The 24,973-nt window shown below is 46.4% G+C and carries 19 protein-coding genes and 1 pseudogene; 8 read left to right on the top strand and 12 right to left on the bottom strand.

Annotated features, from left to right (window positions below):
* Nucleotides 1-94: 94 nt before the first annotated feature.
* Nucleotides 95-376 carry a DUF3081 family protein gene (locus FJQ87_RS16530; protein WP_140933550.1) on the top strand — a complete coding sequence of 94 codons (282 nt, stop codon included), beginning with the start codon at nucleotides 95-97 and terminating at the stop codon, nucleotides 374-376.
* A gap of 82 nt (nucleotides 377-458) precedes the next feature.
* On the opposite strand, the gene FJQ87_RS16525 is transcribed toward FJQ87_RS16530, so the two are convergent.
* Both FJQ87_RS16525 and FJQ87_RS16520 read right to left on the bottom strand, forming a co-directional pair.
* Nucleotides 459-929, bottom strand: a complete 471-nt coding sequence (locus FJQ87_RS16525; RefSeq protein WP_140933549.1) for a CreA family protein — start codon at nucleotides 927-929, stop codon at nucleotides 459-461.
* A 114-nt stretch (nucleotides 930-1,043) separates the two neighbouring features.
* A complete protein-coding gene (locus tag FJQ87_RS16520) occupies nucleotides 1,044-1,397 on the bottom strand; it encodes an EAL domain-containing protein (protein WP_240778756.1) in 354 nt (117 codons plus the stop codon).
* 105 nt (nucleotides 1,398-1,502) lie between these two features.
* Between FJQ87_RS16520 and FJQ87_RS16515 the strand changes: the two are divergent.
* Nucleotides 1,503-2,707 (top strand): annotated as a pseudogene (locus tag FJQ87_RS16515) (IS4 family transposase).
* A 9-nt stretch (nucleotides 2,708-2,716) separates the two neighbouring features.
* Here FJQ87_RS16515 and FJQ87_RS16510 read toward each other — a convergent pair.
* From FJQ87_RS16510 to lpxL, 5 genes are all read right to left on the bottom strand, one after another.
* Nucleotides 2,717-3,382: an IS4 family transposase gene (locus FJQ87_RS16510; RefSeq protein WP_140933548.1), complete on the bottom strand. Its 666-nt coding sequence runs from the start codon at nucleotides 3,380-3,382 to the stop codon at nucleotides 2,717-2,719.
* Nucleotides 3,383-3,601: 219 nt separating this feature from the next.
* Complete coding sequence (locus FJQ87_RS16505; RefSeq protein ID WP_140933547.1) at nucleotides 3,602-5,014, bottom strand: glycosyltransferase; 1,413 nt, start codon at nucleotides 5,012-5,014, stop codon at nucleotides 3,602-3,604.
* Between the two features lie 522 nt (nucleotides 5,015-5,536).
* Nucleotides 5,537-8,218, bottom strand: coding sequence for a family 20 glycosylhydrolase (locus FJQ87_RS16500; RefSeq protein ID WP_140933546.1), 2,682 nt, complete (start codon nucleotides 8,216-8,218; stop codon nucleotides 5,537-5,539).
* A 269-nt stretch (nucleotides 8,219-8,487) separates the two neighbouring features.
* Entirely contained in the window at nucleotides 8,488-9,402 is a 915-nt protein-coding gene (locus tag FJQ87_RS16495; protein ID WP_140933545.1) for a L,D-transpeptidase family protein, read from the bottom strand.
* A 27-nt stretch (nucleotides 9,403-9,429) separates the two neighbouring features.
* Entirely contained in the window at nucleotides 9,430-10,356 is a 927-nt protein-coding gene (gene lpxL / locus FJQ87_RS16490; RefSeq protein WP_140933544.1) for an LpxL/LpxP family Kdo(2)-lipid IV(A) lauroyl/palmitoleoyl acyltransferase, read from the bottom strand.
* Between the two features lie 103 nt (nucleotides 10,357-10,459).
* Between lpxL and hldE the strand changes: the two genes are divergently transcribed.
* A complete protein-coding gene (gene hldE, locus FJQ87_RS16485; RefSeq protein WP_140933543.1) occupies nucleotides 10,460-11,887 on the top strand; it encodes a bifunctional D-glycero-beta-D-manno-heptose-7-phosphate kinase/D-glycero-beta-D-manno-heptose 1-phosphate adenylyltransferase HldE in 1,428 nt (475 codons plus the stop codon).
* A complete protein-coding gene (locus tag FJQ87_RS16480; RefSeq protein ID WP_140933542.1) occupies nucleotides 11,862-12,953 on the top strand; it encodes a hypothetical protein in 1,092 nt (363 codons plus the stop codon). The genes hldE and FJQ87_RS16480 overlap by 26 nt, the downstream gene beginning before the upstream one ends.
* A gap of 116 nt (nucleotides 12,954-13,069) precedes the next feature.
* On the opposite strand, the gene FJQ87_RS16475 is transcribed toward FJQ87_RS16480, so the two are convergent.
* Genes FJQ87_RS16475 through FJQ87_RS16465 form a run of 3 tightly spaced genes read right to left on the bottom strand, consistent with a single transcriptional unit; the run spans nucleotide 13,070 to nucleotide 15,893 of the window.
* A complete protein-coding gene (locus tag FJQ87_RS16475) occupies nucleotides 13,070-14,452 on the bottom strand; it encodes an NAD(P)(+) transhydrogenase (Re/Si-specific) subunit beta (protein ID WP_140933541.1) in 1,383 nt (460 codons plus the stop codon).
* Between the two features lie 6 nt (nucleotides 14,453-14,458).
* Nucleotides 14,459-14,734, bottom strand: a complete 276-nt coding sequence (locus tag FJQ87_RS16470) for an NAD(P) transhydrogenase subunit alpha (protein WP_140933540.1) — start codon at nucleotides 14,732-14,734, stop codon at nucleotides 14,459-14,461.
* A 1-nt stretch (nucleotide 14,735) separates the two neighbouring features.
* Nucleotides 14,736-15,893, bottom strand: a complete 1,158-nt coding sequence (locus FJQ87_RS16465) for a Re/Si-specific NAD(P)(+) transhydrogenase subunit alpha (protein ID WP_140933539.1) — start codon at nucleotides 15,891-15,893, stop codon at nucleotides 14,736-14,738.
* Between the two features lie 262 nt (nucleotides 15,894-16,155).
* On the opposite strand from FJQ87_RS16465, the gene FJQ87_RS16460 reads away from it, so the two are divergent.
* The 4 genes from FJQ87_RS16460 (at nucleotide 16,156) to FJQ87_RS16445 (ending at nucleotide 22,519) form a co-directional block, all read left to right on the top strand.
* Nucleotides 16,156-17,949: an assimilatory sulfite reductase (NADPH) flavoprotein subunit gene (locus tag FJQ87_RS16460; protein WP_140933538.1), complete on the top strand. Its 1,794-nt coding sequence runs from the start codon at nucleotides 16,156-16,158 to the stop codon at nucleotides 17,947-17,949.
* Nucleotides 17,950-17,966: 17 nt separating this feature from the next.
* Nucleotides 17,967-19,664 carry an assimilatory sulfite reductase (NADPH) hemoprotein subunit gene (cysI, locus tag FJQ87_RS16455; protein WP_140933537.1) on the top strand — a complete coding sequence of 566 codons (1,698 nt, stop codon included), beginning with the start codon at nucleotides 17,967-17,969 and terminating at the stop codon, nucleotides 19,662-19,664.
* Nucleotides 19,657-20,415: a phosphoadenylyl-sulfate reductase gene (locus FJQ87_RS16450; RefSeq protein ID WP_140933536.1), complete on the top strand. Its 759-nt coding sequence runs from the start codon at nucleotides 19,657-19,659 to the stop codon at nucleotides 20,413-20,415. The genes cysI and FJQ87_RS16450 overlap by 8 nt, the downstream gene beginning before the upstream one ends.
* 502 nt (nucleotides 20,416-20,917) lie before the next feature.
* Complete coding sequence (locus tag FJQ87_RS16445; RefSeq protein WP_140933535.1) at nucleotides 20,918-22,519, top strand: AMP-binding protein; 1,602 nt, start codon at nucleotides 20,918-20,920, stop codon at nucleotides 22,517-22,519.
* A 119-nt stretch (nucleotides 22,520-22,638) separates the two neighbouring features.
* Here FJQ87_RS16445 and FJQ87_RS16440 read toward each other — a convergent pair whose 3' ends face one another.
* Both FJQ87_RS16440 and narQ read right to left on the bottom strand, forming a co-directional pair.
* Nucleotides 22,639-23,265, bottom strand: a complete 627-nt coding sequence (locus FJQ87_RS16440) for a response regulator (RefSeq protein WP_140933534.1) — start codon at nucleotides 23,263-23,265, stop codon at nucleotides 22,639-22,641.
* Nucleotides 23,262-24,953, bottom strand: coding sequence for a nitrate/nitrite two-component system sensor histidine kinase NarQ (narQ, locus tag FJQ87_RS16435; protein WP_140933533.1), 1,692 nt, complete (start codon nucleotides 24,951-24,953; stop codon nucleotides 23,262-23,264). The genes FJQ87_RS16440 and narQ overlap by 4 nt, the downstream gene beginning before the upstream one ends.
* Between the last annotated feature and the right edge of the window lie 20 nt (nucleotides 24,954-24,973).

The raw sequence follows: 24,973 nt of genomic DNA, 5'->3' as shown, positions 1-24,973 counted from the left end.
GATTAACAAAAGATCAGCGCTGTGATCTTGGTTGGCATTTATTTGCGTGAAAAATAGTTAATATGAGTACAAATAGTCGACACAAGGATGACGTATGCACAATGAACTAGATATACGCTGGGCATTATCAGTGGCTGGTAAAATTCGCGATCAAGGCACTCTTATTAGTAACTCAGATGATCCCACCCTTGAATATCGCTTAGGAACTATCACCTTAGAAACCGATATTGACGGCTACACCATTAAGCTCACCGATGGCCGGGCTAAACTCACGCTATTTTTCCATCATAAATATGAACTGGAATATCCTGATGTCACTGCGATGGAAGGCTTTATGGCAAGGCTGCATGAGCTAGATAAACAGTCGCTGGAGTAACTCTTATTGGTTGGAAGTGAGGCTCATAAACATAACGCCCAGTGGCGGCGTTATGTTTAATTAAACAATAAGCTTCAAGGCATTAGCGCGGTTGCACTTGAGGCTGAATATAGGCTGCCGTGCCCCATAATGGCACAGTAGATAAGCTGTGTTTAAAGCTGCCTGAAGTTTCTTTGGTGGAATAAGATAAATACAGCAGTGATTGATGCTCAGCATCAAAAATACGTCTGATTTTCATCGATTTAAAAAAGATACTTTTGGACTGAGAAAACACCACAGCGCCCGATTTACTCTTATCTATGGCATTAATCATAGCTTGGGTAATTTCACCGGTTTGCCGACATGAGATTGAGCTATCACTTGGATCAGCCAAACTAAAATCCGCTTCGATTGAGGCGATATGACAAGTCACCCCTGGCACTTCTGGGTCAATGAGCGAATTGAGTTTAATGTCTTTTAAAGTGAACATGCCTAAAGAGACATCACCCACTTCATTATCTGAGCAGGCCACTAATAACAAAGATAATCCGGCAACGATAAAATGTTTATTCATGGTTAGCATCCAATGTAAGGTTTTGGATTAGTCTACCATGAGAGTCCGCTTGATTTTTGCGCTTTAATGGCAGGCGATTGAATTGCGCCTTATTTTAGCCAGTCGTCACTTAAGTTAACTGCGACTTAAACGCTCTAACGGCATAGGTTTGGCAAAATAATAGCCTTGCACTAAATCGACGCCACAGGTCTTAATAAAATCAAATTGCTCTTGAGTTTCAATGCCTTCAGCCACAATTTTGCAATGAGCTATTTGGCCTAGCTGCGCCACTAATCGATAGACTTCCTCGCCCTTGCGACTGCTGGCATCAAGTAGTAAAGATCTATCGATTTTTACTTTATCAAACGGGTATTTAAGTAAGTGCGGGAATGAGGCGTAACCCGAGCCAAAATCGTCCATGGCAATGGTAATGCCTTGCGCTTGAATATCTGTCATCACTTGATTGAGATAAAGCTTATCGCTGAGCACTGAGGAATCCCCTGATAATTTACAAATAAATCATCAAATTAGGGTGGAAGCGCATCTTGTTGCATGATCAAATGGTTTCGTCAAAAACTACACTTGGACAACAAGATGCGCGAAGCCAATATCCTACAACATTCTTTACACCAATACTGCCCAGAACTTCACCTAAAACGATTAAACAGTTTGATGCTGGCCTCTAAGGCACTGATTGAATGTAAGACACTGACCTTGACCGAGTTAGGTCGAAATTTACCAACCACGGCCCGAACCAAGCACAACATCAAGCGCATTGATCGTTTGCTCGGCAACATGCATCTGCATCAAGAGCGGTTAGCTGTCTACCAATGGCATGCCAGCCTCATCTGTTCAGGTAACCCTATGCCGATTGTGCTCGTCGATTGGTCAGACATCCGAGAGCATAAACGCATCATGGCTCTGCGCGCCTCAATAGCCTTCAATGGCCGCTCTATTACCCTATATGAGAAATCCTATCCCCTGAACAATGCTCTAAGGCCGCCCACAACGGTTTTTTAGCGGACTTAGCCAAGATTTTACCTTTGCATGTTACCCCTCTCATCGTGACTGACGCGGGGTTCAAAGTGCCTTGGTACAAAGAGGTTGTGGCGCATGGTTGGTTTTGGCTAAGCCGTATTCGCGGTACAGTTCAATTTGCAGATATTGGTGCCGAAAATTGGCGTGCAGTGCGCAGTACACATGACTTGGCCAACAGTCGAGCGAAGAGCCTAGGGTGTAAGATCTTAACCAAAACTAACCCTATCAATTGCCATCTCACGCTTTATCGTAGCAAACCTAAGGGCCGTACAAATCAGCGTTCAACGAGGACGAATTGCCACCATCCATCAGCAAAAACGTACTCAACAGCGGCGAGAGGACCTTGGGTGTTAGCCAGCAACTTACCACCAGAATCTCGCAGCCCAAAACAGCTGGTAAACCTGTACGCCAAACGTATGCAAATAGAGGAAACCTTTCGTGACCTCAAAAGCCCGGCATACGGCTTTGGCTTACGCCAAAGTCGTACCAACAGTCCAGAGCGATTCGACATCATCCTACTGATTGCGTTAATGGTTCAATGCCTGTTGTGGCTAGTTGGTTTACATGCACAGCAACAGGGCTGGGATAAGCATTTTCAGGCCAATACCATTGGGCATCGAACGGTACTCTCAACGATTCGCTTGGGATTGGAGGTACTCAGGCGGCCTGATTATCAAATCACGGAGAAAGAATTGCTGGCGGCGTGGGTATTATTCGCCAATCAGTTACTCAAATATGGCTATGCTATGGCCGATTTATGAGGGGATCCTTCAGAGCTTAGCCTCGTATTCTACTAGGTTTCTTGCATGTTTTGCCCGCACCACAAACCGTTCACTATGTGATTGTTTATCAGATAAATAATGCATGATATCCGCTTCTCTATCACACACTGAGATCACTCGCGACATGTGAGCCTGCAAGCGTTGCCGCGTAAAATAGGATGCATCGGCCCATTTACCGCTCTCTTTTTCATCGGCCTCGTTGGGATTATCAGGTCGACACCACCAATCTTGGTGGATCAAGCCCAAGGTCCGAGAAGTATGGCTATCCAGTAGCAAGACGGAATGAACCCACCAACCACGAGACTTATCGGTAGGTTTGCCTAATTTCCCTAATTCAGACGCCACACTGTGCTTATAACTCAGGGCTGTCGTGTCTTCGAGAGCAAGTATTTCATTTATATTTTCAATCGCTTGGGCGGTGCGAGCAAAACCGGCGGCTCTGATCATAGATGGGCTAACATTATCATTGCGGATCAATCGATAGGCTCCTTCGAGTTTGGCATCTTCACCATTACAAGATCTGGCAACCGATTTACCGCTGCCAACCGCCATGTGTTCAGCGACGACGGTTAACCTTGCCGCTCGTCGTTTATCACCTAGCTCAGCATGATGAAAGTGATCATATGCCCATTTGTTCGGGTTAAAAATTGACATTAAAAATGATGAAGTGAGTGAATTTGCATGATCTGATCATCGCCAGTCAAGAAAGTTCCATTTTTTGCTAATAATTTGTGTAGAAGAGACAGCTGTTAGAGTCTTAACTTAGATCAATATTGAGGCGGCGCATTCAGGTATCTCAGTCACTAGAAACCTAGCTCACGCCGCCTCTCTATTTTATGTCTAGTTATGTCTAGTTATGTCTAGTTATGTCTATTAGGCCTTTTTAGCGATTTCTTCGTCTTTGCTTTCAAGTGGTGAGTTTGCATCTGGCAGGGTGCGGGTTAACCAACCAGAATTGCTGGCGGTAAACATGCCCCATAATGGGATCCAAGATAAACAGAACAACCAATATAAGGTATAAGGCAATGCCCAGCGGTAACCAAAGGTGGTGCGGTGACGTAAATAGTACACAGTACCAGGAATGATGGTTGCAAATAGGCTGGCGTACAAAATGGCCTGTAGTGCGCTGGCAGTATTCATGATAATAGCCACCACTAAGGCGCATTTCATCGCTTCAAATACGGTTAAGCGGAATACTTGGGTTACGCTGAAAAAGCGAATCCAATTGGCTCCTTCGCCACTCTTTCTGAAGTTTTTAAACACAAAGCTAAACATCACTAAACTTTCGCGCACACTGCTGCGAGACCAGCGAGTTAACATGCGGCGCAGTGAACCAAAATTAGATGGCGCTTTGGTGAGTACTACAGAATTGCGCTGATATACCACGCGATGACCATTGGCTAAGACTAAATTGGTTAGCGCGCGATCTTCACCGATAGTGGCATGTTTGCCCATAAAGGTTTGCTTTGACCACTCATCTAACAGTGGCATCAAAGCGCTACCGCGATAGGCTGATAATGCGCCTGGGGTGCAAAACACACCGCCATAAACGCTTTGGCCAGCGCGAATAAAATCAAAGGCACTGGTAAAAGAGACTTCAAGAATTTTAGGAATAAAGCCTTGATCTAAATTCAATACTCGCACGTGCCCGGCAACCGATGCCACCCGTTTATCGAGTACAAACGGACTGGCAATATTAGCCAAGGTATCTGTTAATACTTCAGAATCCGAATCAATAGTGACTATGACATCGCCAGTCGCCTTAGCGAAACCTACTAATAAGGCGCAGCGCTTGCCTTGGTTAAACGGCTGTTTAATGATGGTAATGCCACTAAATTCTTGATGCGCAGCATTTATCCACTTCCAAGTGTCATCTTTAGAACCGTCATCCACACAAATCACTTGTAAGCGATCTTTGGGGTAGTCACTGGCCATAACGCTGCGGACAGTATCTAGAATTTGTGAACCTTCGTTATAGGCCGGAATGACCACAGTCATAGTCGGTAACTGTTCGTTCGCTACGCTTGGAAAAGCCTTATAACGCACGGCAAAGCTCACTTGCCAAATCAATAATACTAAGCTGAAACCTACTAAGAATAACGCGAATGCATCATGCAGCACCCATTGCAATAGGCTGTCTGCCGACGAGATTGGCACGTTAATTTGTCGATACATCAAAATAGCGCTGGTGATAGTGACCACAAACAACAATGGCAAATACAGCCAGTCGGCGGCACGATAAAAAGATTTAGCGCTTTCATCAGTTTTATATTTATTTGACATCATAAAATAATCCAATGTTCACTGACGCATGAATAAAAGTGTTAATAAAAGTTGACATTTTCTTTGTTAAACAGGTTGTTAGTTGTCTCAATTGTATTCTTTTTTTTAAATGATGTCCGAGAATGCCGCGGATTTTACACAAGTCATTATTAATTAGCTATTAATTTGGGATCTGTGTCACATTCACGGGAGTTAAGTTGCGATAAATCGCTCATTTTTTGAGTAGCTTGCGTTGGTTTTCGCTGTGGTGGTTGGCATGTTGTGGCTGGGGGAAAGCTATTTTAGGCGTGGGTAATTTAGTGATGATCAATGTGTGCTGTTGGTTAAGTCAGTGATTTTCAACAAAAGATATGGGTTTCACCTAAGGGGGTTATTGTCGCCAATAACTCCCCCTAAACGACATTTCTGGCGTGGCTAGTTGATATGTTAACGCTGCCTAGTAATCGTTAACATATTCTAGCCAGTATCAAGCCAGCCGATAGATTAGCGATATTAATGACTTCTTGCTGCTGGCTCGCTGTCAGTCTATTGGCTGATAGAAGGCACACTAATAGCGCGGCCAATGCGTTTGCCATCGGCACTTAAAGCTCGCACCCATACCTTGCCATTAATCTCTGGCGGCGCCTTGGCACTATAGTCTAGCCAGTCACTGTTATTGAGAGAATATTGCAGTGGTAATCCCGGCAGGCTGAGGTTGATATTAAGCTTACCCTCAATAATCTTGGCACCAGGCACCGGCACGCGATATTGCACTTGATGTTTATCTAACGTAAGCAATTGCCGCTGACCTAACATATTAGCAAAGCGGCTCCAGTCGCTCAGCTGCGCCTCGTCATCGACCCGTGTCGTTGCTTGATTAAATTCAATACCCACCTGATAAGGCAATTCCCAGCTGGCTTGATGCCAAGCACGCTCGGCGGCCGCTAGCAGGCGCGGAAACACCATGTATTCGTATTGTTCATCGGTTCTAACGGTTTCACTCCATAACTGCACTGATAGTCCATGAAATGGCGGGGCATTTGTTACGCCTTGGGCGTTAAAGCTGTGACCGTCTCTATCTACTGAGGTCTCGGCATTTTGTGGCAAGTTGGCCGGGGCAAAACCAAACATTTTGCGCTCATCGGTAGCGCGCGTCGCCCAGTAATAGCCGCGCTCTTTAGGGTCAACTTCATAGGGCATGTCGACATAGACATAATCAGGGTTTGAGATCACTACTTGATACCCTTTATTAGCCCATTCGTAGGCCGCTTTGGCGCCATCTGAATATAAGGTTTCCCAGATATTGACCCGAATGATATCGCTGTCAAAGGCGGCCGCGTCTTTCGCGTATTTGAGTCCATCTTGCCAAGCTTGGAAATGACCTATGCCTTGATTGCTGGCGATGGCGGACACTTGTTTAGCAAAATAGCTTGGCAAGTGCGCGGCATCTGTGACGGCGCCACTGGCAATCAGCTGCTGACACACAGGCGATTTAGCAAAAGGTTTATCTTGTGCGCTCAAATCAATGGTGCCGCGCCACGCTTCGGGCGCAGCGGCATTAGGATCTTGAAAGCCTTGACCAAGTTGAATGTTTTTAGCTTCATCACCACCAAAGTGCCAAGTGGTTAAGGGCGCGCCAGCCTCAAGATGCATGGCGTTAACTTCGCTGATGATTTTACTGGCAAAGCGAGTCGATGAGGCCAGACAAGGATTGATAAAGCTGGTTTTATCATAAAACTGCACTGTCATAACATTGGAGGTATCTAAGGGGTCGATTAAGCGATATTCATTGGCCGCTTGTGTGTTGCCTTGCGCTATTAAGCGCTGATATCTCGCTTCCATAGAAACTACGGCGGCGCGAGAATGCCCTGGCATATCAAATTCAGGAATGACTTCAATACCGCGAGCGGCGGCAAAGCGGACTATTTCAATATACTCGTCGCGACTATAAAAGCCGCTGCCTTGATTGTTAGTTGCAGGCCCAGAACCTAATTGCGGCAACAAGCAAGTGCGCTCACTGAGGTCATGGCAGCGCTTAGCACCGATAGTGGTTAATTCAGGTAAATCAGTAATGGCAAGACGCCAGCCCTCATCATCACTTAAATGTAAATGAAGCTTATTGAGTTTAACTGCCGCCATTTGTTCCAAAGTGCGCAGTATTGCTGCTTGGCTTCTAAAGTTGCGAGCGACATCCACCATCAAGCCGCGGTATTGATAGCGCGGTGCATCCATCACTTGCATCGAAGCAATTTGCATCGGCTTAAGTGTGATCGGATTAAATTCAATGGCATTGAAAAAAGACTGCACCCCATAAAACGCGCCTATGGCATCAAAACCAATGACTTCTACGCCTGCTGGCGTAACTTTGAGTTGATAAGCGCCGGGTTGCTGTAACTTGGCCTCAAAGCTTGCACTATCAAGGCGAATATTAACGGCTAACTTACCTTGCTCAATGCCTAAAGTGCGAGCTTGCTGGGATATTGCCTCTAACATAGCAGGGCTTAACCCCTGATGAGTAAAGTGCATGCCAGCTGTAAGCATGACATCTTCGCTGCCCAATGTTTGCGCTAAGGGGGTTGGTAAGATTTGGCCTCGCAGTTGGCTTGTGCTTAATAAGCTTATGTCACTATTTTTATCAAAACGGCTGTGGGCGGTGGCGATTATATTGTTGTCATCTGGAGTGCGTAACTGAGCATTAGCAGCAATGGGGCTCACTAAGGCGCTTAAGTCTTCAGTATCTGTGGCGCTTAGCAGCTTAGGCTCACTATCACCCGTGATGATATACGCCCTTGGCATAAAGTCAGATTCAAACAGCGACCAAAATTCAGCCACTAACGGAATGCTGATAGTGGCGCCGCGACTAAAGCCTGTAAAGCTCTTGGTCGGTTCGAGCTTATGTAAATCGCCTGTGATGCGAGTGACGCGAAAATCTGGATTATTAACGGCTAATACGCGCCGGACGCTATGAAAATACAGGCTCCAATCTGTTGTTGGGTCGATAGTGTCGCAGGCATGCAAGTTAAGCTTGATGATATGGCAATTGCCCCATTCGGCGCCAAGGCGCTGACAGCTTGGGTCTTGATGCTCGCCATTAGTGGTGACCACTTGATAATTAAGCGATAAAGTTTCAGCTAAGTGATTGGCCGTACTTTGTGAACTGCGGGGAACTTGACTGCAGGCGGTTAGCAGTGACAGCAGGGCGCAGGTAACTAAACTTTTTCGCATCATCGCACTCCATTATTGAGCTTGTTAGCGGCCAAGCGCTTGATATCGAACCTTTAGTTCATCATGCGGCCACATAATTGCGCTCAATGTTAAATTGTTGTGTTTGTTAATGCTAATAATTTAACGCGTTTGGCTGTGATTAATTTGACTAACTAACAATATGATTGCTTTATGATTTATTAAAAAACTCCCTCACAAAGTAAAACGCCTAAGCAGGGCTTAGGCGTTTGCGGCATTGAACAGCGTGACTATTACAGGCTAGTACGGGTAGGTTACTGGCTAATACGGGTAGGTATGCCAGATCTATCTTCTAATGCGCGCTTTAAGGCAAATGAGTCAGTATCTTTATGGGCAATAATGGCGGTGATATTTTTAGGAATATCTAACGGCACCACAGCGTCTGATTCAAACTCTTGCTCTGAGCGCGATAATGGCTGATGCACTTCAACATAGCGATTACCATTAGGCTCAACACTGGCCTTAATTGGCACATTGATAAATTCTACGCGGGTGCCCACGGGCACTTGTGCGAATAATTCAGCAATATCATCATTACGCAGACGCACGCAGCCTTGGCTTACGCGCAAACCAATACCGAAATCGGCGTTAGTGCCGTGAATGGCATAGAGATCGCCCACATATAAGGCGAATAATCCCATCGGGTTATCAGGGCCTGCCGGCCAAACGTCCGGTAAAATCTCGCCTCTGGCGGCATATTCTTTGCGCATTCTAGTGGTTGGCGTCCAAGTTGGATTGGCGCGCTTACGGTACACCTTAGTGACCCAGTTTTCAGGAGTGTCACGACCAATTTGGCCTATGCCAATAGGTAACACTTGCACTATGTTTTTACCCTTAGGGTAATAGTAGATGCGCATTTCGGCGGTATTAATCACCAAACCTTCACGTTTAGTGGCAGGCAAAATCAGCTGCTGCGGAATGATTAAGGTGCTACCTGGGCGCGGCAAATACGGGTCAACCCCAGGGTTGGCCTCGATAAGATTGGTTAAACCCAGTTGAAATTCGGCCGCAATACTTTCAAGGGATAACTTACCCTCAGGAACAGTGTAATAGATGTTTTCACCCACAAGACTGCTACCATTACTTGGCAACGCATAGTCGACAGCTAGCGCCTGAGCGCTGAACATAGCAAGCCACCAACAGCCGATGGCACTTAGATGTTTAAACATAGGTAGCAATTAATCCTCTCGAGTGGGTTAATGGTAAAGTGAAGGGGTATCGATATCTGGGCGGGTTTTAAAGCGGCGATGAAGCCACATATATTGCGCCGGATTACGACTGATGATTTGCTCAACGATACGATTACCGCGCGTTGCATCCACGACTTCATTTTCACCAGGAAAGTCGGTCAATGGTGCCATTATTTCTATGTTATAGCCACTATCATCATGATTGCGCTCTACAAAGAAAGGTAATACTTTGGCCTTACCTAATTTGGCTAAGGTCGTAGCACCTGTGATGGTCGCCGCGTCTTTAACCGCAAAAAAGGGAATAAAAATGGCGCTCGAACGGCCAAAATCTTGATCTGCCGTGTACCAGATAACATCTGTGGCTCTAAGGCTGCGCACCATTTGGCGCATATCGCGTTTAGGCACTAGCGCCTTATTGGAACGCAGTCGCCCTTTGACTTGTAGGTATTCAATCACAGGGTTGTTATGGGGACGATAGACGCCAACCCCAGGTTGAAATTGCCCAAAAATACGTGCGCCCATCTCAAGCGGCAGGCAGTGCACAGCAAATAGAATAACGCCATGGCCTTGGGCACGCGCCTCTTCCACAAACTCTTGGCCGTTAATCTGCATATGACGATGAATTTTACTGTCTGGCCACCACCAAGCACTCACAGTATCAAAGATGGCCTTGCCCGTTTCTTCAAAATTACGGGTGAGCAGGGCTGTTTGCTCTGATGGACTTAACTGGGGGAAACAGAGCTCAATATTGCGTTTGGCAATATTGACGCGACTTTTAACGAATTTCATAGCAAGACGCCCAATCGCGGCGCCGATTTTCATCTGCCAGCGTAGGGGTAATAGTAGGAGTAATCTCGCGATCCCCACTCCAAACCACACTAACCAAAAGCGCGGATGCAGGAGTTTGGCGGAGAATTTAGCTTGTTCAACCACAGCATTCTCTCAAATTAGGCAAAAATTAGCCGTTATACTAACGCATTTTTGTTAGAAAATTAGGTACAATTACGTTTAATTTCTGAATTATATATAGAGTCTTATGAAGCATTCCTTACCAGCCTTTGAGCAAGCCCGCGTGCTAGTTGTGGGTGATGTGATGTTAGATAGATATTGGGTGGGACCGACGGGTCGTATTTCTCCAGAGGCTCCCGTCCCTGTCGTTCAGGTTGAACAAATTGAAGATAGACCGGGCGGCGCGGCGAACGTGGCGCTCAATATTGCAACCTTAGGTGGCCAAGCCATTTTGTGCGGCCTTACCGGTAATGATGATAACGCCACTATTCTCTCCCGCGCCTTAGATGCTGTGGGTGTCGATAGCCATTGGCATACGGTTGCTGACAAACCCACCATCACCAAGCTTAGAATTTTATCAAGAAATCAGCAGCTTATCCGTTTAGACTTTGAGCAAAAGTTCAGTCAAGCCGATAGCCAATGCTTGTCTGCGAGCGCCGAAGCTAAGCTTGATTCCTGTCAGGTGATGCTGTTATCAGATTACGCCAAGGGCGCTATTGATAACCCGGTTGAGCTGATTGCCAGTGCCAATGCTAAGGGCGTTAAAGTGTTAGTCGACCCTAAAGGCAGTGATTTTGGGCGTTACCGCGGCGCGTATTTACTGACTCCTAATATGTCAGAATTTGAAGCTGTGGTTGGTAAAGTCACTAACGAAGCTGACTTAGTCGCCAAAGCGCAAGGCTTATTGGCTGCCTTTGATATTACCGCATTATTAGTGACGCGCTCGGAAAAAGGCATGACCTTAATTACCCGTGACGCGCAGGAATTACATATTCCCACAGTCGCTAAAGAAGTCTATGACGTGACAGGCGCAGGGGATACAGTAATTTCCACCTTGGCCTGCGCGTTAGCGGCGGGCAGTGATTTAGCTAAAGCCTGCGCCTTAGCCAATACTGCGGCTGGCATAGTGGTAGGTAAGCTTGGAACATCAAGCGTTACTCGCATTGAATTAATCAATGCCTTAGCTGTAGTGCAAGAATCTGGTCTTGGAGTTATCAGTGAAGATCAGCTGATGTACGCCCTTGAGCAAGCGCGTTTACGCGGTGAAAAAGTAGTATTAACCAACGGCTGCTTTGATATTTTGCATGCAGGCCACGTCAGCTACTTGCAGCAAGCGCGCGCCCTTGGCGATCGCTTAATCGTGGCAGTAAATGATGATGCTTCGGTTAAGCGTTTAAAAGGCGAAGGACGCCCTGTTAATCCAACCGATAGACGCATGGCGGTATTAGCAGGCTTAGCGTCAGTCGATTGGGTCGTGCCGTTTACTGAAGATACGCCGCAGCGTTTAATTGCGCGCTTACTGCCAGACTTATTAGTCAAAGGCGGCGATTATAAAGTGAATGAAATCGCTGGCGGCGCCGAAGTGATAGCCGCAGGTGGACAAGTGCAAGTTTTGTGCTTTGAAGAAGGGGTTTCCACCACCAAGATCATTGAGCGCATTATGGCGCGTCAATAATGGTATTGGCTTGATAAGCGCGTTTGTTCGCAGCCCTTATCAAGCTAGGCGCCAACGCGCCTTGATATCGCTATTACTATTTCTATGGGCGCCCGCTGTTGCTGTGGCGCCTTTTTTATGCGCCCATGCTGGAGATGGAGCGAATGCGTCTGTTGCTTCAGATAAGGCGGATATCGACACTTGGCTCGCGCAGCAAGTAAAAGTATGCGCCGCTAAAGAGCTCAGCTTGTGTTTAGCGCAGTTGCCACGCCCTTGGCAGCAAGCCTTGCCGAGCGTTGATGAGATGCTGGCAAGTTTTGGATGGCATGGCGCCATGAGTATCAGTGTGAGTTTGCCGCCATCAACACAAGGCGGCAGTAAGTTTCAGCAAGATGTTGGCTTGATCATATTAGCGCCACACAATATTCCCACTGAAGTCTCTACTTATTGCCGTGGTCGCTATTGGCAATTGCCGTTAACCGAGCAAGCGCTAATGAGTGAGTGGCATGAAATTGGCCATTTGCTGGTGGAAAAAATGCAAAACGAGGGGCTGTTGCCCGAAGCCTTGGCATTTGCGCCTCACGCCAGTCTAAGCCAGCAAGAAGCCGTTCAGCATGAGATTGCTCAACATGAGGCTACTCAGCATGAGACCTTGGCCGATATCTATAGCATTTGGCGCAGCGTGCAGCATGTTGGAGATTTACGTTTAGGTTGGCAGCAATACCATAGGCGTAATTTAGCTTTATTAAATTCAAGGGCTAATGCATCGCACTGGAGCGTGCCTGTGCTGTATGGCTTATTAACTGAGGTGCCGCTGTCAGCGTGGCAAAATCCATCCTTTATCGGCTTTATGCGCTTTATTGACAGTGAAGCTTCTAACTGGCGATTACCACCTAGGGCTGAATTAAGTGAACTGCAAAGTTTAATATCTCAAAGTTTTGCACCGCACAAGGGCCCAGTCTTGAGCCAATATTTATGGTGGCGGCGCGAGCAAGCTTGGCGTTTACTCGCGCCAACCTTTGCGCATTTTTTGTCGGCAGATGAACTGCAACAGTGGCAGCAAGAGTTTAAAGAATTTATTCACTAGTCTTTATTGGCGAAGGTGTCAGGCATAAAAAAAGCCGCTGAATACAGCGGCTTGATATTATTCATGTCTGTGCTTGTTTGCTTAGGTTTTAAACTCAAACGTAAGCGAATTCACCATTAATCGGCTTCATTCAAGCTTTGGGTCACTTCCACGATAGCCTTTTTACCATCGCCGAATAACATCAAGGTGTTATCCATGGCAAACAGCGGGTTAGGTAAGCCAGCAAAGCCTGGGCTCAGTGAGCGCTTAACCACAATGACGTTACGCGCTTTATCGACATTCAGAATTGGCATGCCATAAATTGGGCTGCCCTTGTCTTCACGCGCCATAGGGTTGGTCACATCGTTGGCACCAATCACAATGGCAACATCGGTTTGCTCAAACTGTGGGTTCGCTTCATCCATTTCCAGCAGTTGATCGTATGGCACTTCAGCTTCTGCTAACAGTACGTTCATGTGTCCTGGCATACGACCTGCCACTGGGTGAATGGCGTAAGTCACTTCAGTGCCGCGCTTTTGCAATACTGAGGCTAATTCACGCACTGCGTGCTGCGCCTGCGCCTGCGCTAAACCGTAACCTGGCACGATAATAACCTTAGTGGCTGTTTCCAGCATCATGGCTACTTCTTCCGCTGAGGTAGATTTAACTTTACCGGCATAGACTTCATCAGCATCGGCGACTTCACCCGCTTCAGCCATCACGCCAAACAACACGTTAAACAAGCTGCGGTTCATGGCTTTACACATGATTTGCGTCAGGATAATGCCAGATGCGCCCACTAACGCGCCAGAAACTATCAGTACTGTGTTACCTGTGATGAAACCAGTAGTGGCTGCTGCAATACCTGAATATGAGTTCAGTAAGGCAATAACTACTGGCATGTCCGCGCCGCCAATAGGCAGTACTAAGAAGATACCGAGCAAAATAGCGACAACCATCAAGCTATAAACCAATGCGTGGTTGCTTGGGTCTAACACTAGCATCACAGACAAGACTAAGCTTGCCACTAACAATGCGGCGTTAATCAGGCTGTTACCTGGAATGCGAATAGGATTACCAGACAGTAATTCTTGCAGTTTACCAAAGGCAATTAATGAGCCGGATAAGGTCACACCGCCAATCACTACAGTTGCCGCAATGGAAATTAAGGCCACTAAGTGGGTGGCTGCCGTCGGGTCAACAAAGTTAGCTAAGGCGACAAATAACGAGGCGCCGCCACCAAAACCATTGAGTAAGGCCACCATTTGCGGCATTGAGGTTACCTGAATGCGTTTAGCCATGAAGAGGCCAATAGCACTACCGACCACAAGGCCTGCAATAATCCATTGATAATCAACGATGCTCTTATCAACTAAGGTCACAACTACAGCGATTAACATACCTAAGGCTGATAACTGATTGCCGCGTACTGCGGTTCTTGGCTTAGTTAATCCTTTGATACCTAAAATGAATAAACATGACGCCACCAAATAGGCGAGGTAAATAATAGTGATATTCATCTGGGCTTATTTCCTTTTGAACATGGCCAGCATGCGGTTGGTGACCATATAGCCACCGACCACGTTGATGGTGGCTAAAGTAACGGCGACAAAGCCAAAAATGTTAACCCAAATACCTTGCTCGCTGCCGGCAGATAACAGTGCGCCGACAATGGCAATCCCTGAAATAGCGTTAGAGCCTGACATTAATGGCGTGTGCAGAGTCGGGGGCACCTTAGTGATAAGTTCTACACCAAGAAATACCGCCACCACAAAGAGGGTGATAAGAAGTAGCAGTTCCATATTATTGTGCTCCTACTGAGGATAATAAGCCTTTCAGGCGTTCGTTAACTAACGCACCTTGATGAGTCACTAAGGTATCGCGAATGATTTCATCTTCAAGGTTTAACTGCAGCACGCCTTGCTTATCTATCAATAAATTCAATAGATTTGACAGGTTAGTGCCGTACATCTGGCTGGCATGGTTAGCCGCAGATGAGGCGATATTGCTAGGGCCCAAAATCAGCACGCCATTGTGCTGCACTTCTTGGCCTAATTGAGTGAGCTCACAGTTGCCACCGGTTTCTGCCGCTAAGTCGATAATCACAGTGCCAGGTTTCATGGCTTCAACCATAGCCTTAGTCACTAAGATAGGCGCCTTACGACCAGGAATCGCTGCGGTAGTGATTACCACATCTTGCACTGATAATACTTTGCTCATGGCTTGTTGCTGCTTAGCTATAAACTCAGCGCTTTGCTCTTTAGCGTAACCGCCGGCGGTTTCAGTGTTTTCAGCTTCTAGGTCAAGCTCTACTGGTTTCGCGCCCACAGATAAAATCTGCTCACGCGCCGCTGGGCGAATATCATAAGCTTCCACGACGCCGCCAAGACGCTTGGCCGTGGCGCATGCTTGTAAACCGGCAACCCCTGCACCCATCACAAACACTCGACTTGGCTTTAAGGTACCAGCGGCTGTCATTAACATAGGAAATAAGCGCGGCGCTTTATGGGCAGCTAAAATCACGGCCTTGTAACCAGCAATGGTTGCCATGGATGATAAAACATCCATGCTTTGCGCGCGGGTGATGCGTGGAATTAATTCCAGCGCCATAGTGGTTACTCCAGAAGCGGCGGCATCATTAAGCGCCTTGGCATTCATTAACGGGTCCATCATGCCTATGATGATTTGTGATGGCTTAGCTTCAGCGCATAAGCGACTTAAGTCATCATCTTGCACATTGACGGCGGCAACTATGTCAGCCTGTTGGCTAACACTTAAATTATTTGCCAGTACACTGGCTCCGGCGGCTTGATAATCAGCATCACTGAAACCCGCGGCTTCACCAGCACCTTGAGTAACTACAACTTGATGCTGTTTCTTAACAAGTTGTGCTACCTGCGCAGGGATCATCGCCACTCGCCGCTCACCGGCGAGAGTTTCTCTCACTATTCCAATAATCAAAGGACCACCTCTATTTGGTTTGTGTGTGTCATCACAAAAATTCACTTATTGTGGCAAGCCTAGCTTTTAGAGCAAGAATAATTTGAATGAACTTGAGTTTTTATCCTGCGCTCATACAAAAGGTTTGCTCTAAGTCACACTTTTGTAGCGTAAATCATGAACAATTCATATAGCCAAATAGAATAATATTGCAGCTTTTATTCTTTTTGCTTTTTTAATGAGTCGCTAAGCTAGGCCAATCATTCATGTTACGAGCCTGCTTATGCTGTTAACACTTAATCATCAAGACTCGCCCTTATTATCCGACAGTCAAAAGCAACTGGTGAGTCAGTTGACGACTCAGTTGTCGCCATTACAGCAAGCCTGGCTTAGCGGTTATCTTGCGGCCAGTTGCCAGCAAGCAAGCGTAGACACCTTAACTTATGCCGCGGGCGCAAGTGCTGCATCCGCTAAATTGACCTTGCTGTATGGCAGTCAAACGGGTAATAGCCGCGCTATAGCCACAGACATGGCCAAAGTCATTACAGCCCAAGGCATAGCGGTCACTTTATTATCTATGGCTGACTATTCAGTGCGCCAATTAAAAAATGAGCAGTGGTTAGTTGTTGTCGTGAGCACTCATGGTGAAGGTGAAGCGCCGGATGATGCCATTGAGTTGCATCAGTTTTTAGGCTCTAACCGCGCGCCCAAACTCGATGGCTTACGTTATGGGGTGATAGCCCTTGGTGATTCGAGTTATGAATTCTTTTGCCAAACCGGTAAAGACTTTGATGAGCGTTTACAAAAGCTAGGCGCCAGCGCAATGTTGCCTAGGCTTGATTGCGACGTCGATTATCAAGCCGAGGTTAATCAGTGGCAGCAGCAATTACTGTCTTTATTAACTGAATTAGCTGGCGCTAAGCCGAGTGCTGTGAGCGTGGCCGTAACCTCAGCGCTAAGCGCGACTGCATTTTCTAAGGCGCAGCCTTATCAAGGGCAATTACTGTTAAATCAGAAAATCACCGGGCGACATTCCAGCAAAGATATTCGCCATATTGAAATTGATTTAGGAGAGTCTGAGATTAGTTATCAGCCAGGTGATGCCCTTGGGGTGTGGTTTAGTAATGATCTGGAATTAGTGTCTGAAATTGTTGCGCTTGGCAAGTTAGATGGCAGCGCTTTGGTGCAAGTGGGCGATAGCACTGTGAGTGTGCAGCAAGCCTTGTTGACTCAGAAAGAACTCACCCAGCTTACGCCTGCCACTATTGCTTGGTGGGCGCAGTTAAGTGAGTCAAAAACCTTAACTGCATTAAGTGATGATAAAAATCAGCTGCGCACTTATTTAGCCACTCATCAACTTGCTGACATTATGACTGAGTATCCCGCCGCCATCAGCGCGCAGGCGTTAGTGGATAACCTGCGCGCGCTGACGCCAAGGCTTTACTCCATAGCGTCGAGCCAGTTGGAAGTCGGGAGTGAAGTGCATTTAACTGTGGCTGTGGTGCAAGATGATCGTAACGGTAAGGCAAGATTTGGCGGCGCCTCGCACTTTCTAGCCCAAAGCGCCGGCGAGCAAGCCATTAAGATTTATGTGGAAGCCAATCATAACTTTCGTTTGCCGCCAAACCCTGACACTAAAATCATTATGGTGGGGCCAGGAACCGGAGTAGCGCCTTTTAGAGCCTTCTTGCAAGAGCGCGCCGTCAGCGGAGTGCAAGGCAGCGCCTGGTTATTCTTTGGTAATCCGCATTTTGAGCAAGATTTTTTATATCAAATCGAATGGCAGCAATACCTTAAATCTGGCGTATTGTCCCGCTTAAATGTGGCCTTCTCGCGCGATCAGGCAGAGAAAGTGTATGTCCAACACAGATTGTTAGCTCAAGGGGCGCAGGTGTGGCAATGGTTACAAGAGGGCGCGCACTTTTACGTGTGCGGTGATGAAAAACGTATGGCCAAAGATGTGCATCAAGCCTTACTTAGCTTAGTGGCAGAACACGGCGGATTATCGAGCGAGCAAGCGTTGCAGTATGTCGATAATTTGCGTAGTCAAAAACGTTATCAAAAAGATGTTTATTAAGGTTAAGGAAGTCTGTGATGAGCGAGAAAAAATTAGCAATTAATGAATATCTAAAGGCTGACAGTGACTATCTGCGCGGCACGATTAAGCAAGGCTTGGCCAGTCAACTGACCGGCGCCTTTAGTGATGCCGACCAACAGTTGATTAAGTTTCACGGCTTTTATCAGCAAGATGACCGCGATTTGCGCCAAGAACGTAAGGCGCAGAAATTAGAACCTTTATATAGCTTTATGCTGCGCGCGCGAGTGGCTGGTGGCATTTGTAGCCCAGAACAGTGGTTGGCCGTGGATAAGATTGCCTCAGATCTTACTGAATCTGGCAGCATACGTTTAACGACTCGCCAGACGTTTCAGTACCATGGCATTCCTAAACGTAATTTAAAAACCTTAATTAAAGACTTAGATAGACAAGCCCTAGATTCGATTGCCGCTTGCGGCGATGTTAACCGCAACGTTATGTGTAACCCTAATCCGCAGCAATCGAGTTTGCATCAGCAAGCCTATTACTGGGCTAAGCGTTTATCCGATGAATTACTGCCCCATACCAAGGCTTACGCTGAGATTTGGCTAGATCAAGACATGCTAGTATCGAGCGAAGACACGACAGTGGAACCCGTGTATGGCAGCACTTATTTACCGCGTAAATTTAAAATGGCCGTAGCCGTGCCGCCCGATAATGATGTGGATGTGTATACCAATGATTTGGGTTTTATTGCGGTTGCCGATAACGACAAGCTGATTGGCTTTAACTTGGTGGCGGGCGGCGGCATGGGTACTACTCATGGCGATAACCGCACTTATCCAAGGCTAGCGTCTGACTTTGGTTTTATTAACGCCGAAGATACCCTCGACTTTGCTAAAGCTGTCATGACAGTGCAGCGCGACTGGGGCAATCGGGAAGATAGAAAATTATCGCGCTTAAAATACACCATAGATAAACATGGCTTTGAGGCCTTTAAGGCCGAAGTTGAGCGCCGTGCTGGCAAAGCCTTTGCGCCCTCGCGCCAAGTGATTATTGGCGATCGCGGTGACAGATATGGTTGGGTGCAAGGGCTTGATGATAAATGGCACTTAACTTTATTTATTGAAGGCGGGCGGATCATCGATACCCCGAGCGCTCGCTTAATGACAGGTATGCGCGCCATCGCCACTATTCATCAAGGCGACTTTAGAATGACGGCGAATCAAAACATCATCATTGCTGGGGTGGCTCGTAAAGATAAAGCTGTGATTGAGCAGCTTGCTAGAGTGCATGGCTTGTGGCGTGATGAATTGAGTTTAAGCCGCGCGCGTTCGATTTCGTGCGTGGCGCTGCCAACTTGCCCGCTGGCGATGGCGGAAGCTGAACGCTATTTCCCAGAATTTATGGATAGGATTGATGAGTTGCAACTGGCCAATGGCTTAGGGCAATTGCCGATTGTAGTGCGTATGACAGGTTGCCCTAATGGCTGCGCGCGCCCATTTGCTGCTGAAATTGGCTTAGTGGGTAAGGCCCCTGGGCGTTACAACTTATATCTGGGCGCCAATTTTACTGGCACGCGCCTTAATAAGCTTCATCAAGAGAACATTGATGAAGCGCAAATACTTGCGACTTTAAATGATTTGTTTGCTGCGTATCGAAGCAATGCCGAAACAAACGAAGGCTTTGGTGATTTTTGTGTGCGCACTCAAGTCGTGAGCGCCGTTGTTGATGCTGCGAGGGATTTTCATGGTTAATCACATTCATTGGCACGACCCCGAGCAAGTCTCTTGGCTTCTTAGTCAAGAGACTGAAGTACAAGCGCAGCATTTGGCGGTTATCAATCAAGAGCTGGCGCGCATGGACGTGAGTTCGCGTCTTGCGTGGGCGCAGCAGTATTTGCCACAAACCCAGGCGTTATCATCAAGCTTTGGTATTCAATCGGCGTTAATGCTGCATTTATTAACCCGCACTCAGCCTGATATTGCCGTATTACTGACAGATACCGGATATTTGTTTGCTGAGACTTACCGTTTTATCGATACCTTAAAAGCTCGGCTTCAGCTTAACTTGCACGTAGTGCGCGCTGAGTTATCACCAGCGTGGCAAGAAGCGCGTTTTGGTCAGTTATGGCAGCAAGGCAAAGCGGGGTTAACTCAATATAACCGCCTTAATAAGGTGGAGCCTATGGAGCGCGCCTTAAAGGAACATCAAGTGCAAACTTGGTACGCGGGTTTACGCCGTACTCAATCCAGTACCCGTGGTCATTTAGACGTGTTAGCCATTCAAGCGGGGCGCTTTAAGTGTTTGCCTGTGATTGATTGGAGCAATAAGCAAGTGCATGAATATTTAACTTTGCATGATTTGCCGTATCACCCTTTGTGGGAGCAAGGCTATGTGTCAGTTGGCGATTGGCATTCAAGCCAACCCCTTAGCGCCGGTATGGCTGAGGAAGATACTCGTTTCAATGGCCTCGGCCGTGAGTGTGGTTTGCATTTCGATATTTAACTGATGAATTATCCACAAGTGGCACATAAGTACTACTTGTGGGTAAGTTTTAGCCTGTCATATTCTTGTCATCATCTTGCTTTAACTTCATAAATTCACAGGTTTGCCGATAGTTATTTACAGTCGGTACAACTTTTGTACATATTTTTCCACAAGGTTATGCACATGTTATTTTATGTGTGTAGACTTTGAAGTTCCCGTAGATGGTTTTGACATGCGCTGATGGCAGTCAAGGATGACTGCAGTGAGATAAAGTTAACTGATGGAAGCTGCGAATTAATTTGATTTGCCTGACGATGTTGCGATTTCTCCTTAAACTTCAGCGCTTAGAAACCACCCTTGCTCTGCAAGGAGCTTGGTTGACTTGCTGGCGCAGTCAATCTTAATTTCCCCGATTGACTGACGTGTATGTCAATCGGGGATAAACCCTTGAAAATTCATTGACCTCTGCTTAATTATCCCCCTATGCTGTACTCAAAATCACCTTGGTTCGGATAGCCTTATGGAATTTGATATTTGCCATCAGTTAGTGCAAGAACGATATAAGTCTTTGGTCGATATGATAGAAATATCATGTCAACGCTATGCCGAGCACACAGCGTTTGCCTGCTTAGGTAAAACCTTCACCTTCAGTGATATTGAGCGTGACTCTCGACATTTTGCGGCTTATCTGCAACATAACACTCAGCTCAAACCGGGTGACAGAATTGCCATTCAATTACCCAATATCACTCAGTTTGTGATTGCAGCCTTTGGCGCGTTGCGAGCTGGCTTAATCTTAGTCAACACTAATCCTTTATACACAGAGCGTGAATTGACTCATCAATTTAATGACTCAGGGGCTAAGGCCTTAGTCGTGTTGTCGGACTTGCTGCCGACCTTAGCTAAAGTCGTTAATAACACGGCAATTGAGTATGTCATTTCGACGCACGCACTGGATTTGATTAGCCCACAGGTGCAGCCCAAAACTGGGATTAAAAATATTGAATTGCTGAAGATGCTATCCATTGGTGCCACTCTGGAATATCAAGCTGTGGATAGTCAAAGCAGTGATATCGCGGCGCTGCAATATACCGGCGGAACCACGGGTATCTCTAAAGGCGCCATACTAAGTCATGGTAATTTGCTGGCTAATGCTTGGCAGTGTCATTCGCGCTTGGGCGGGCGCATTATTGCGGGTGAAGAGATTTTTATTGCTCCTTTGCCGATTTATCATATCTACGCCTTTTTGGTGAATCTAGTCCTGTATTTTGAGCAAGGCGGTTGCTCGGTATTAATTCCTAATCCGCGCGATATTCCAGCGTTAATTGCCACTATGGCTAAATACAGGTTCACTGGCTTTGCTGGCATCAATACCTTGTTCGTCGGTTTATGCCATCACCCAAGCTTTAAAAGCTTAGATTTTAGCCAGCTTAAACTCACTATTTCTGGCGGCGCAGCATTAACGCCAATTGCAGCCAAACTGTGGCAAGCCACGACGGGATGCTCGATTAGTGAAGGTTATGGTTTATCTGAGACATCCCCGGTAGTGTCGCTCAATTGCCCAGGCAAAGAAGTACTTGGCACTATTGGTCGGCCAGTACTTGGAACCGAAGTTCGTATTCTTAATGGCGAGGGTATTGAAGTCGCTTTAGGGGAAGCGGGGGAGCTTGCCGTCAAAGGACCACAAGTGATGCAAGGCTATTGGCAGCGCCCTAAAGAAACCGCAGATGTTATGACGGTAGATGGTTTTTTTAGAACTGGGGATATCGCCATTGCTGATGCTAATGGCATGCACACCATAGTTGATCGCATTAAAGACATTATTATCGTATCGGGCTTTAATGTTTACCCTAATGAAGTGGAAGGGATTTTATCTTCGCATCCCAAGGTACTTGAGTGCGCTGTGGTTGGCGTTCATGATAATAAAAGCGGTGAAGCGGTGCGCGCTGTGATTGTCTTAACGCCAGAAACGGCTGCTTGCGATGAGTTAAAGCGTGAGATTAAAGACTTTTGCGCTCAGCAGTTAACCGCCTATAAATTGCCTAAAATCATCGACTTTGTTGAGCAATTACCTAAAAGTACGGTCGGTAAAGTATTGCGGCGTCAATTACGAAGTGAGTAGCTTAAATTTACTGAATAAAAACAATTAATTGTTTGGCTGGCATTGCAATAAGAGTAACCAAGGCAACAACCTTGGTTACTGTTACGCAGTTAAGCCATTACTGATAATTAGCGCGCAGGCTAATTATTGAGGTAGCGCACTGCCATCTCAGTGCGAGATTTAGCATTGGCTTTACGCAGTAAATTTTTAACGTGAACTTTAACCGTGCCTTCGCTGATATGCAGTCTTTCTGAAATATCGCGATTGCTCTGGCCTTCAGCAAGTTCCTGCAAAATCTGCAACTCTCTTGGCGTAAGCTGTGCAATCCAGTCTTCTTCACTTGGCAGCAGTGGTTCATATTGATAATCACGAATCGCTTCACTGATGACCCTATGGCCTTGCATGGCTTGCTTGAGTTGTTCCAGGAGTAAATCAGACTCAGTGTCTTTCAGCAAATAGCCATCAGCGCCAGCGCGCAGCAGTTTTAACACATCAGATTTAGCGTCAGAGACGGTCAAGATGACAATCCGCGCAGTAATACCTTCTTGACGCAGGGCGTTAAGGGTATCTAGGCCGGTCATGCCTTTCATGTTTAAGTCGAGCAAGATAATTTCCGGCTCTTGGGTTTGCAAAAGATTCAGGGCTTCCAAGCCACCGCTCGCTTCACCAAATAAGGTGAAATCATCATCTGAGGCGATCAGCTGACAAATACCGCGACGTAAAAGGGGGTGGTCATCGACCACCAAGACTGAATAAGGCTTACTCATGAAGCAAACTCCTGAGAGGGAAAGCGCAAACTGACGCAGGTTCCGCCAGAATTGTTAGTCCGAAATTCTACCACACCACTTAACTTTGCGGCGCGCTCTTGCATAATACTAAGGCCAAAATGGTGATCCCGCTCGCGAACGTGATCAATTCCTATGCCATCATCATCAATTTGGATGTAGATCTCATCCTCAGTCATGTTAGCCCTCACTGTTATGTTGTCAGCCTTGGCATGCTTAATCGCATTTAGCACAGCTTCACGAGTAATTTGAATGATATGAATATGCTGATTACTGTTAATTTGCTGAGTGGTGAGTTGATAATCCACTGTTATTTTTGCCGTGGTTTGGCTTTGCAATTGCTTAATGACTGCATCAATTGCATTACCTAAATTGGGGTCGCTGATGGTGAGCCTGAAGGTTGATAGCAGTTCGCGTAATTGGCCATAAGCGGTATTAATGCCATCATTGATTTCTTGCAGCTGGCTATCGATTAAATCGCTGTGCACTTCTTTTTTGAGTGATTTACTGAGGAGGCTAATTTGGATTTTCAAAAAGGCCAAGACTTGGCCTAAAGAATCATGCAATTCGCGCGCGATAATGCCGCGCTCTTCTAATAACGCCAGTTGCTGCTGTTTATCATCTAATTGTTTAATGATTAAGGTGCGAGCCAACATCATCGCAAAGTTAGTCAATAAGGCTTGATTGGGTTCATGCTCGCAATAAACATGTAAGCTGCCAAGTTGCACCCCTTCAAAATCTAATGGGAAATCATGACGTTGAGCGTATAAGCTCAGATTACTATCCCCTAAGGTAATGTTCTGCTTGCCATCATAAATGACTAACTGCACGCCAATAAAGTCTTCCTGCGTCTTCAACTGAGTAATAGCTTGCTTAATCGCATTAAAATCAAACTTATGGGTATGCAAAATCCACAAGGTATCGTATAGAAAACTAAGTTCATTATTGGCCTTACTTAAGGCAATGGTCTTTTCAGTGACTTGATGTTCAAGTCCTTGATATAGCTTGTATAATTTGTCAGCAGTGCTCGATAGTGCGTCACCTAGTGAACTCAGTTCAATAAAGTCAGATTGCGGCATAGGTGCCTTAAATTGACCTTTAGAAATAGCGTTAGCGGCATCCATCATGGCTTGTAACGGCCCCACCACTTTTTTACGGGTATAGCGTACGGCGAGTAACGTTAATAGCAACATAATACCGAGCCCAATCACTTGGGTAATGGCTAGGAGCTTGAGCTTAAATTCGGCGTGCTGCTCCATTTCTCGCACCAGTAAATCTATGCTTGCCACAAAGTTTTGCAGCGACTGGCTATAAGCTCTGGAATTCTCATTGGCAGCAAAGTGGCGCATTTGCTGCCATTTAGAGATAACCAGATTGTATTGGTCTGCCAAGGCTTGGGTAGAAGACCAATCAATTAATTGCCGTAATTCCTCTGAATGTAAGGTTTTCTCAAATTCATCGATATTGGCTTGCAGTTTATCACTGCCGGCATTGGCAAAAAAAAGTAAGCGGTAGCTTTGCATTCTTAACGAGCCTGAAGCGTTAATGGCTTTAGCATCACCTAGGCTATAGCTTAAGTTTACTAAGGCAAAACAGGCCAGAGCGCTCGACAGTAAAATGCAGACCATCATCAAGTTTAAAATGGTGGACGTGAGACTATGTTGTTTCATGAAAAGTCAGATGACGAAAA

The sequence above is a fragment of the Shewanella sp. SNU WT4 genome (genome assembly GCF_006494715.1).
Classification (GTDB): Bacteria; Pseudomonadota; Gammaproteobacteria; order Enterobacterales; family Shewanellaceae; genus Shewanella.
The sequence above is the reverse complement of the archived record's forward strand: the minus strand, read 5'-3'. Positions and strand labels throughout refer to the sequence as shown.

Bases quoted from the DNA above. Each gene is read 5' to 3' on its own strand.
- FJQ87_RS16525 (WP_140933549.1), bottom strand. From the start codon at position 929: ATGAATAAACATTTTATCGTTGCCGGATTATCTTTGTTATTAGTGGCC.
- hldE (WP_140933543.1), top strand. From the start codon at position 10,460: ATGAAGCATTCCTTACCAGCCTTTGAGCAAGCCCGCGTGCTAGTTGTG.
- FJQ87_RS16530 (WP_140933550.1), top strand. From the start codon at position 95: ATGCACAATGAACTAGATATACGCTGGGCATTATCAGTGGCTGGTAAA.
- FJQ87_RS16460 (WP_140933538.1), top strand. From the start codon at position 16,156: ATGCTGTTAACACTTAATCATCAAGACTCGCCCTTATTATCCGACAGT.
- cysI (WP_140933537.1), top strand. From the start codon at position 17,967: ATGAGCGAGAAAAAATTAGCAATTAATGAATATCTAAAGGCTGACAGT.
- FJQ87_RS16445 (WP_140933535.1), top strand. From the start codon at position 20,918: ATGGAATTTGATATTTGCCATCAGTTAGTGCAAGAACGATATAAGTCT.
- FJQ87_RS16440 (WP_140933534.1), bottom strand. From the start codon at position 23,265: ATGAGTAAGCCTTATTCAGTCTTGGTGGTCGATGACCACCCCCTTTTA.
- FJQ87_RS16495 (WP_140933545.1), bottom strand. From the start codon at position 9,402: ATGTTTAAACATCTAAGTGCCATCGGCTGTTGGTGGCTTGCTATGTTC.
- FJQ87_RS16475 (WP_140933541.1), bottom strand. From the start codon at position 14,452: ATGAATATCACTATTATTTACCTCGCCTATTTGGTGGCGTCATGTTTA.
- FJQ87_RS16470 (WP_140933540.1), bottom strand. From the start codon at position 14,734: ATGGAACTGCTACTTCTTATCACCCTCTTTGTGGTGGCGGTATTTCTT.
- FJQ87_RS16505 (WP_140933547.1), bottom strand. From the start codon at position 5,014: ATGATGTCAAATAAATATAAAACTGATGAAAGCGCTAAATCTTTTTAT.
- FJQ87_RS16510 (WP_140933548.1), bottom strand. From the start codon at position 3,382: ATGTCAATTTTTAACCCGAACAAATGGGCATATGATCACTTTCATCAT.
- narQ (WP_140933533.1), bottom strand. From the start codon at position 24,953: ATGAAACAACATAGTCTCACGTCCACCATTTTAAACTTGATGATGGTC.
- FJQ87_RS16450 (WP_140933536.1), top strand. From the start codon at position 19,657: ATGGTTAATCACATTCATTGGCACGACCCCGAGCAAGTCTCTTGGCTT.
- FJQ87_RS16500 (WP_140933546.1), bottom strand. From the start codon at position 8,218: ATGATGCGAAAAAGTTTAGTTACCTGCGCCCTGCTGTCACTGCTAACC.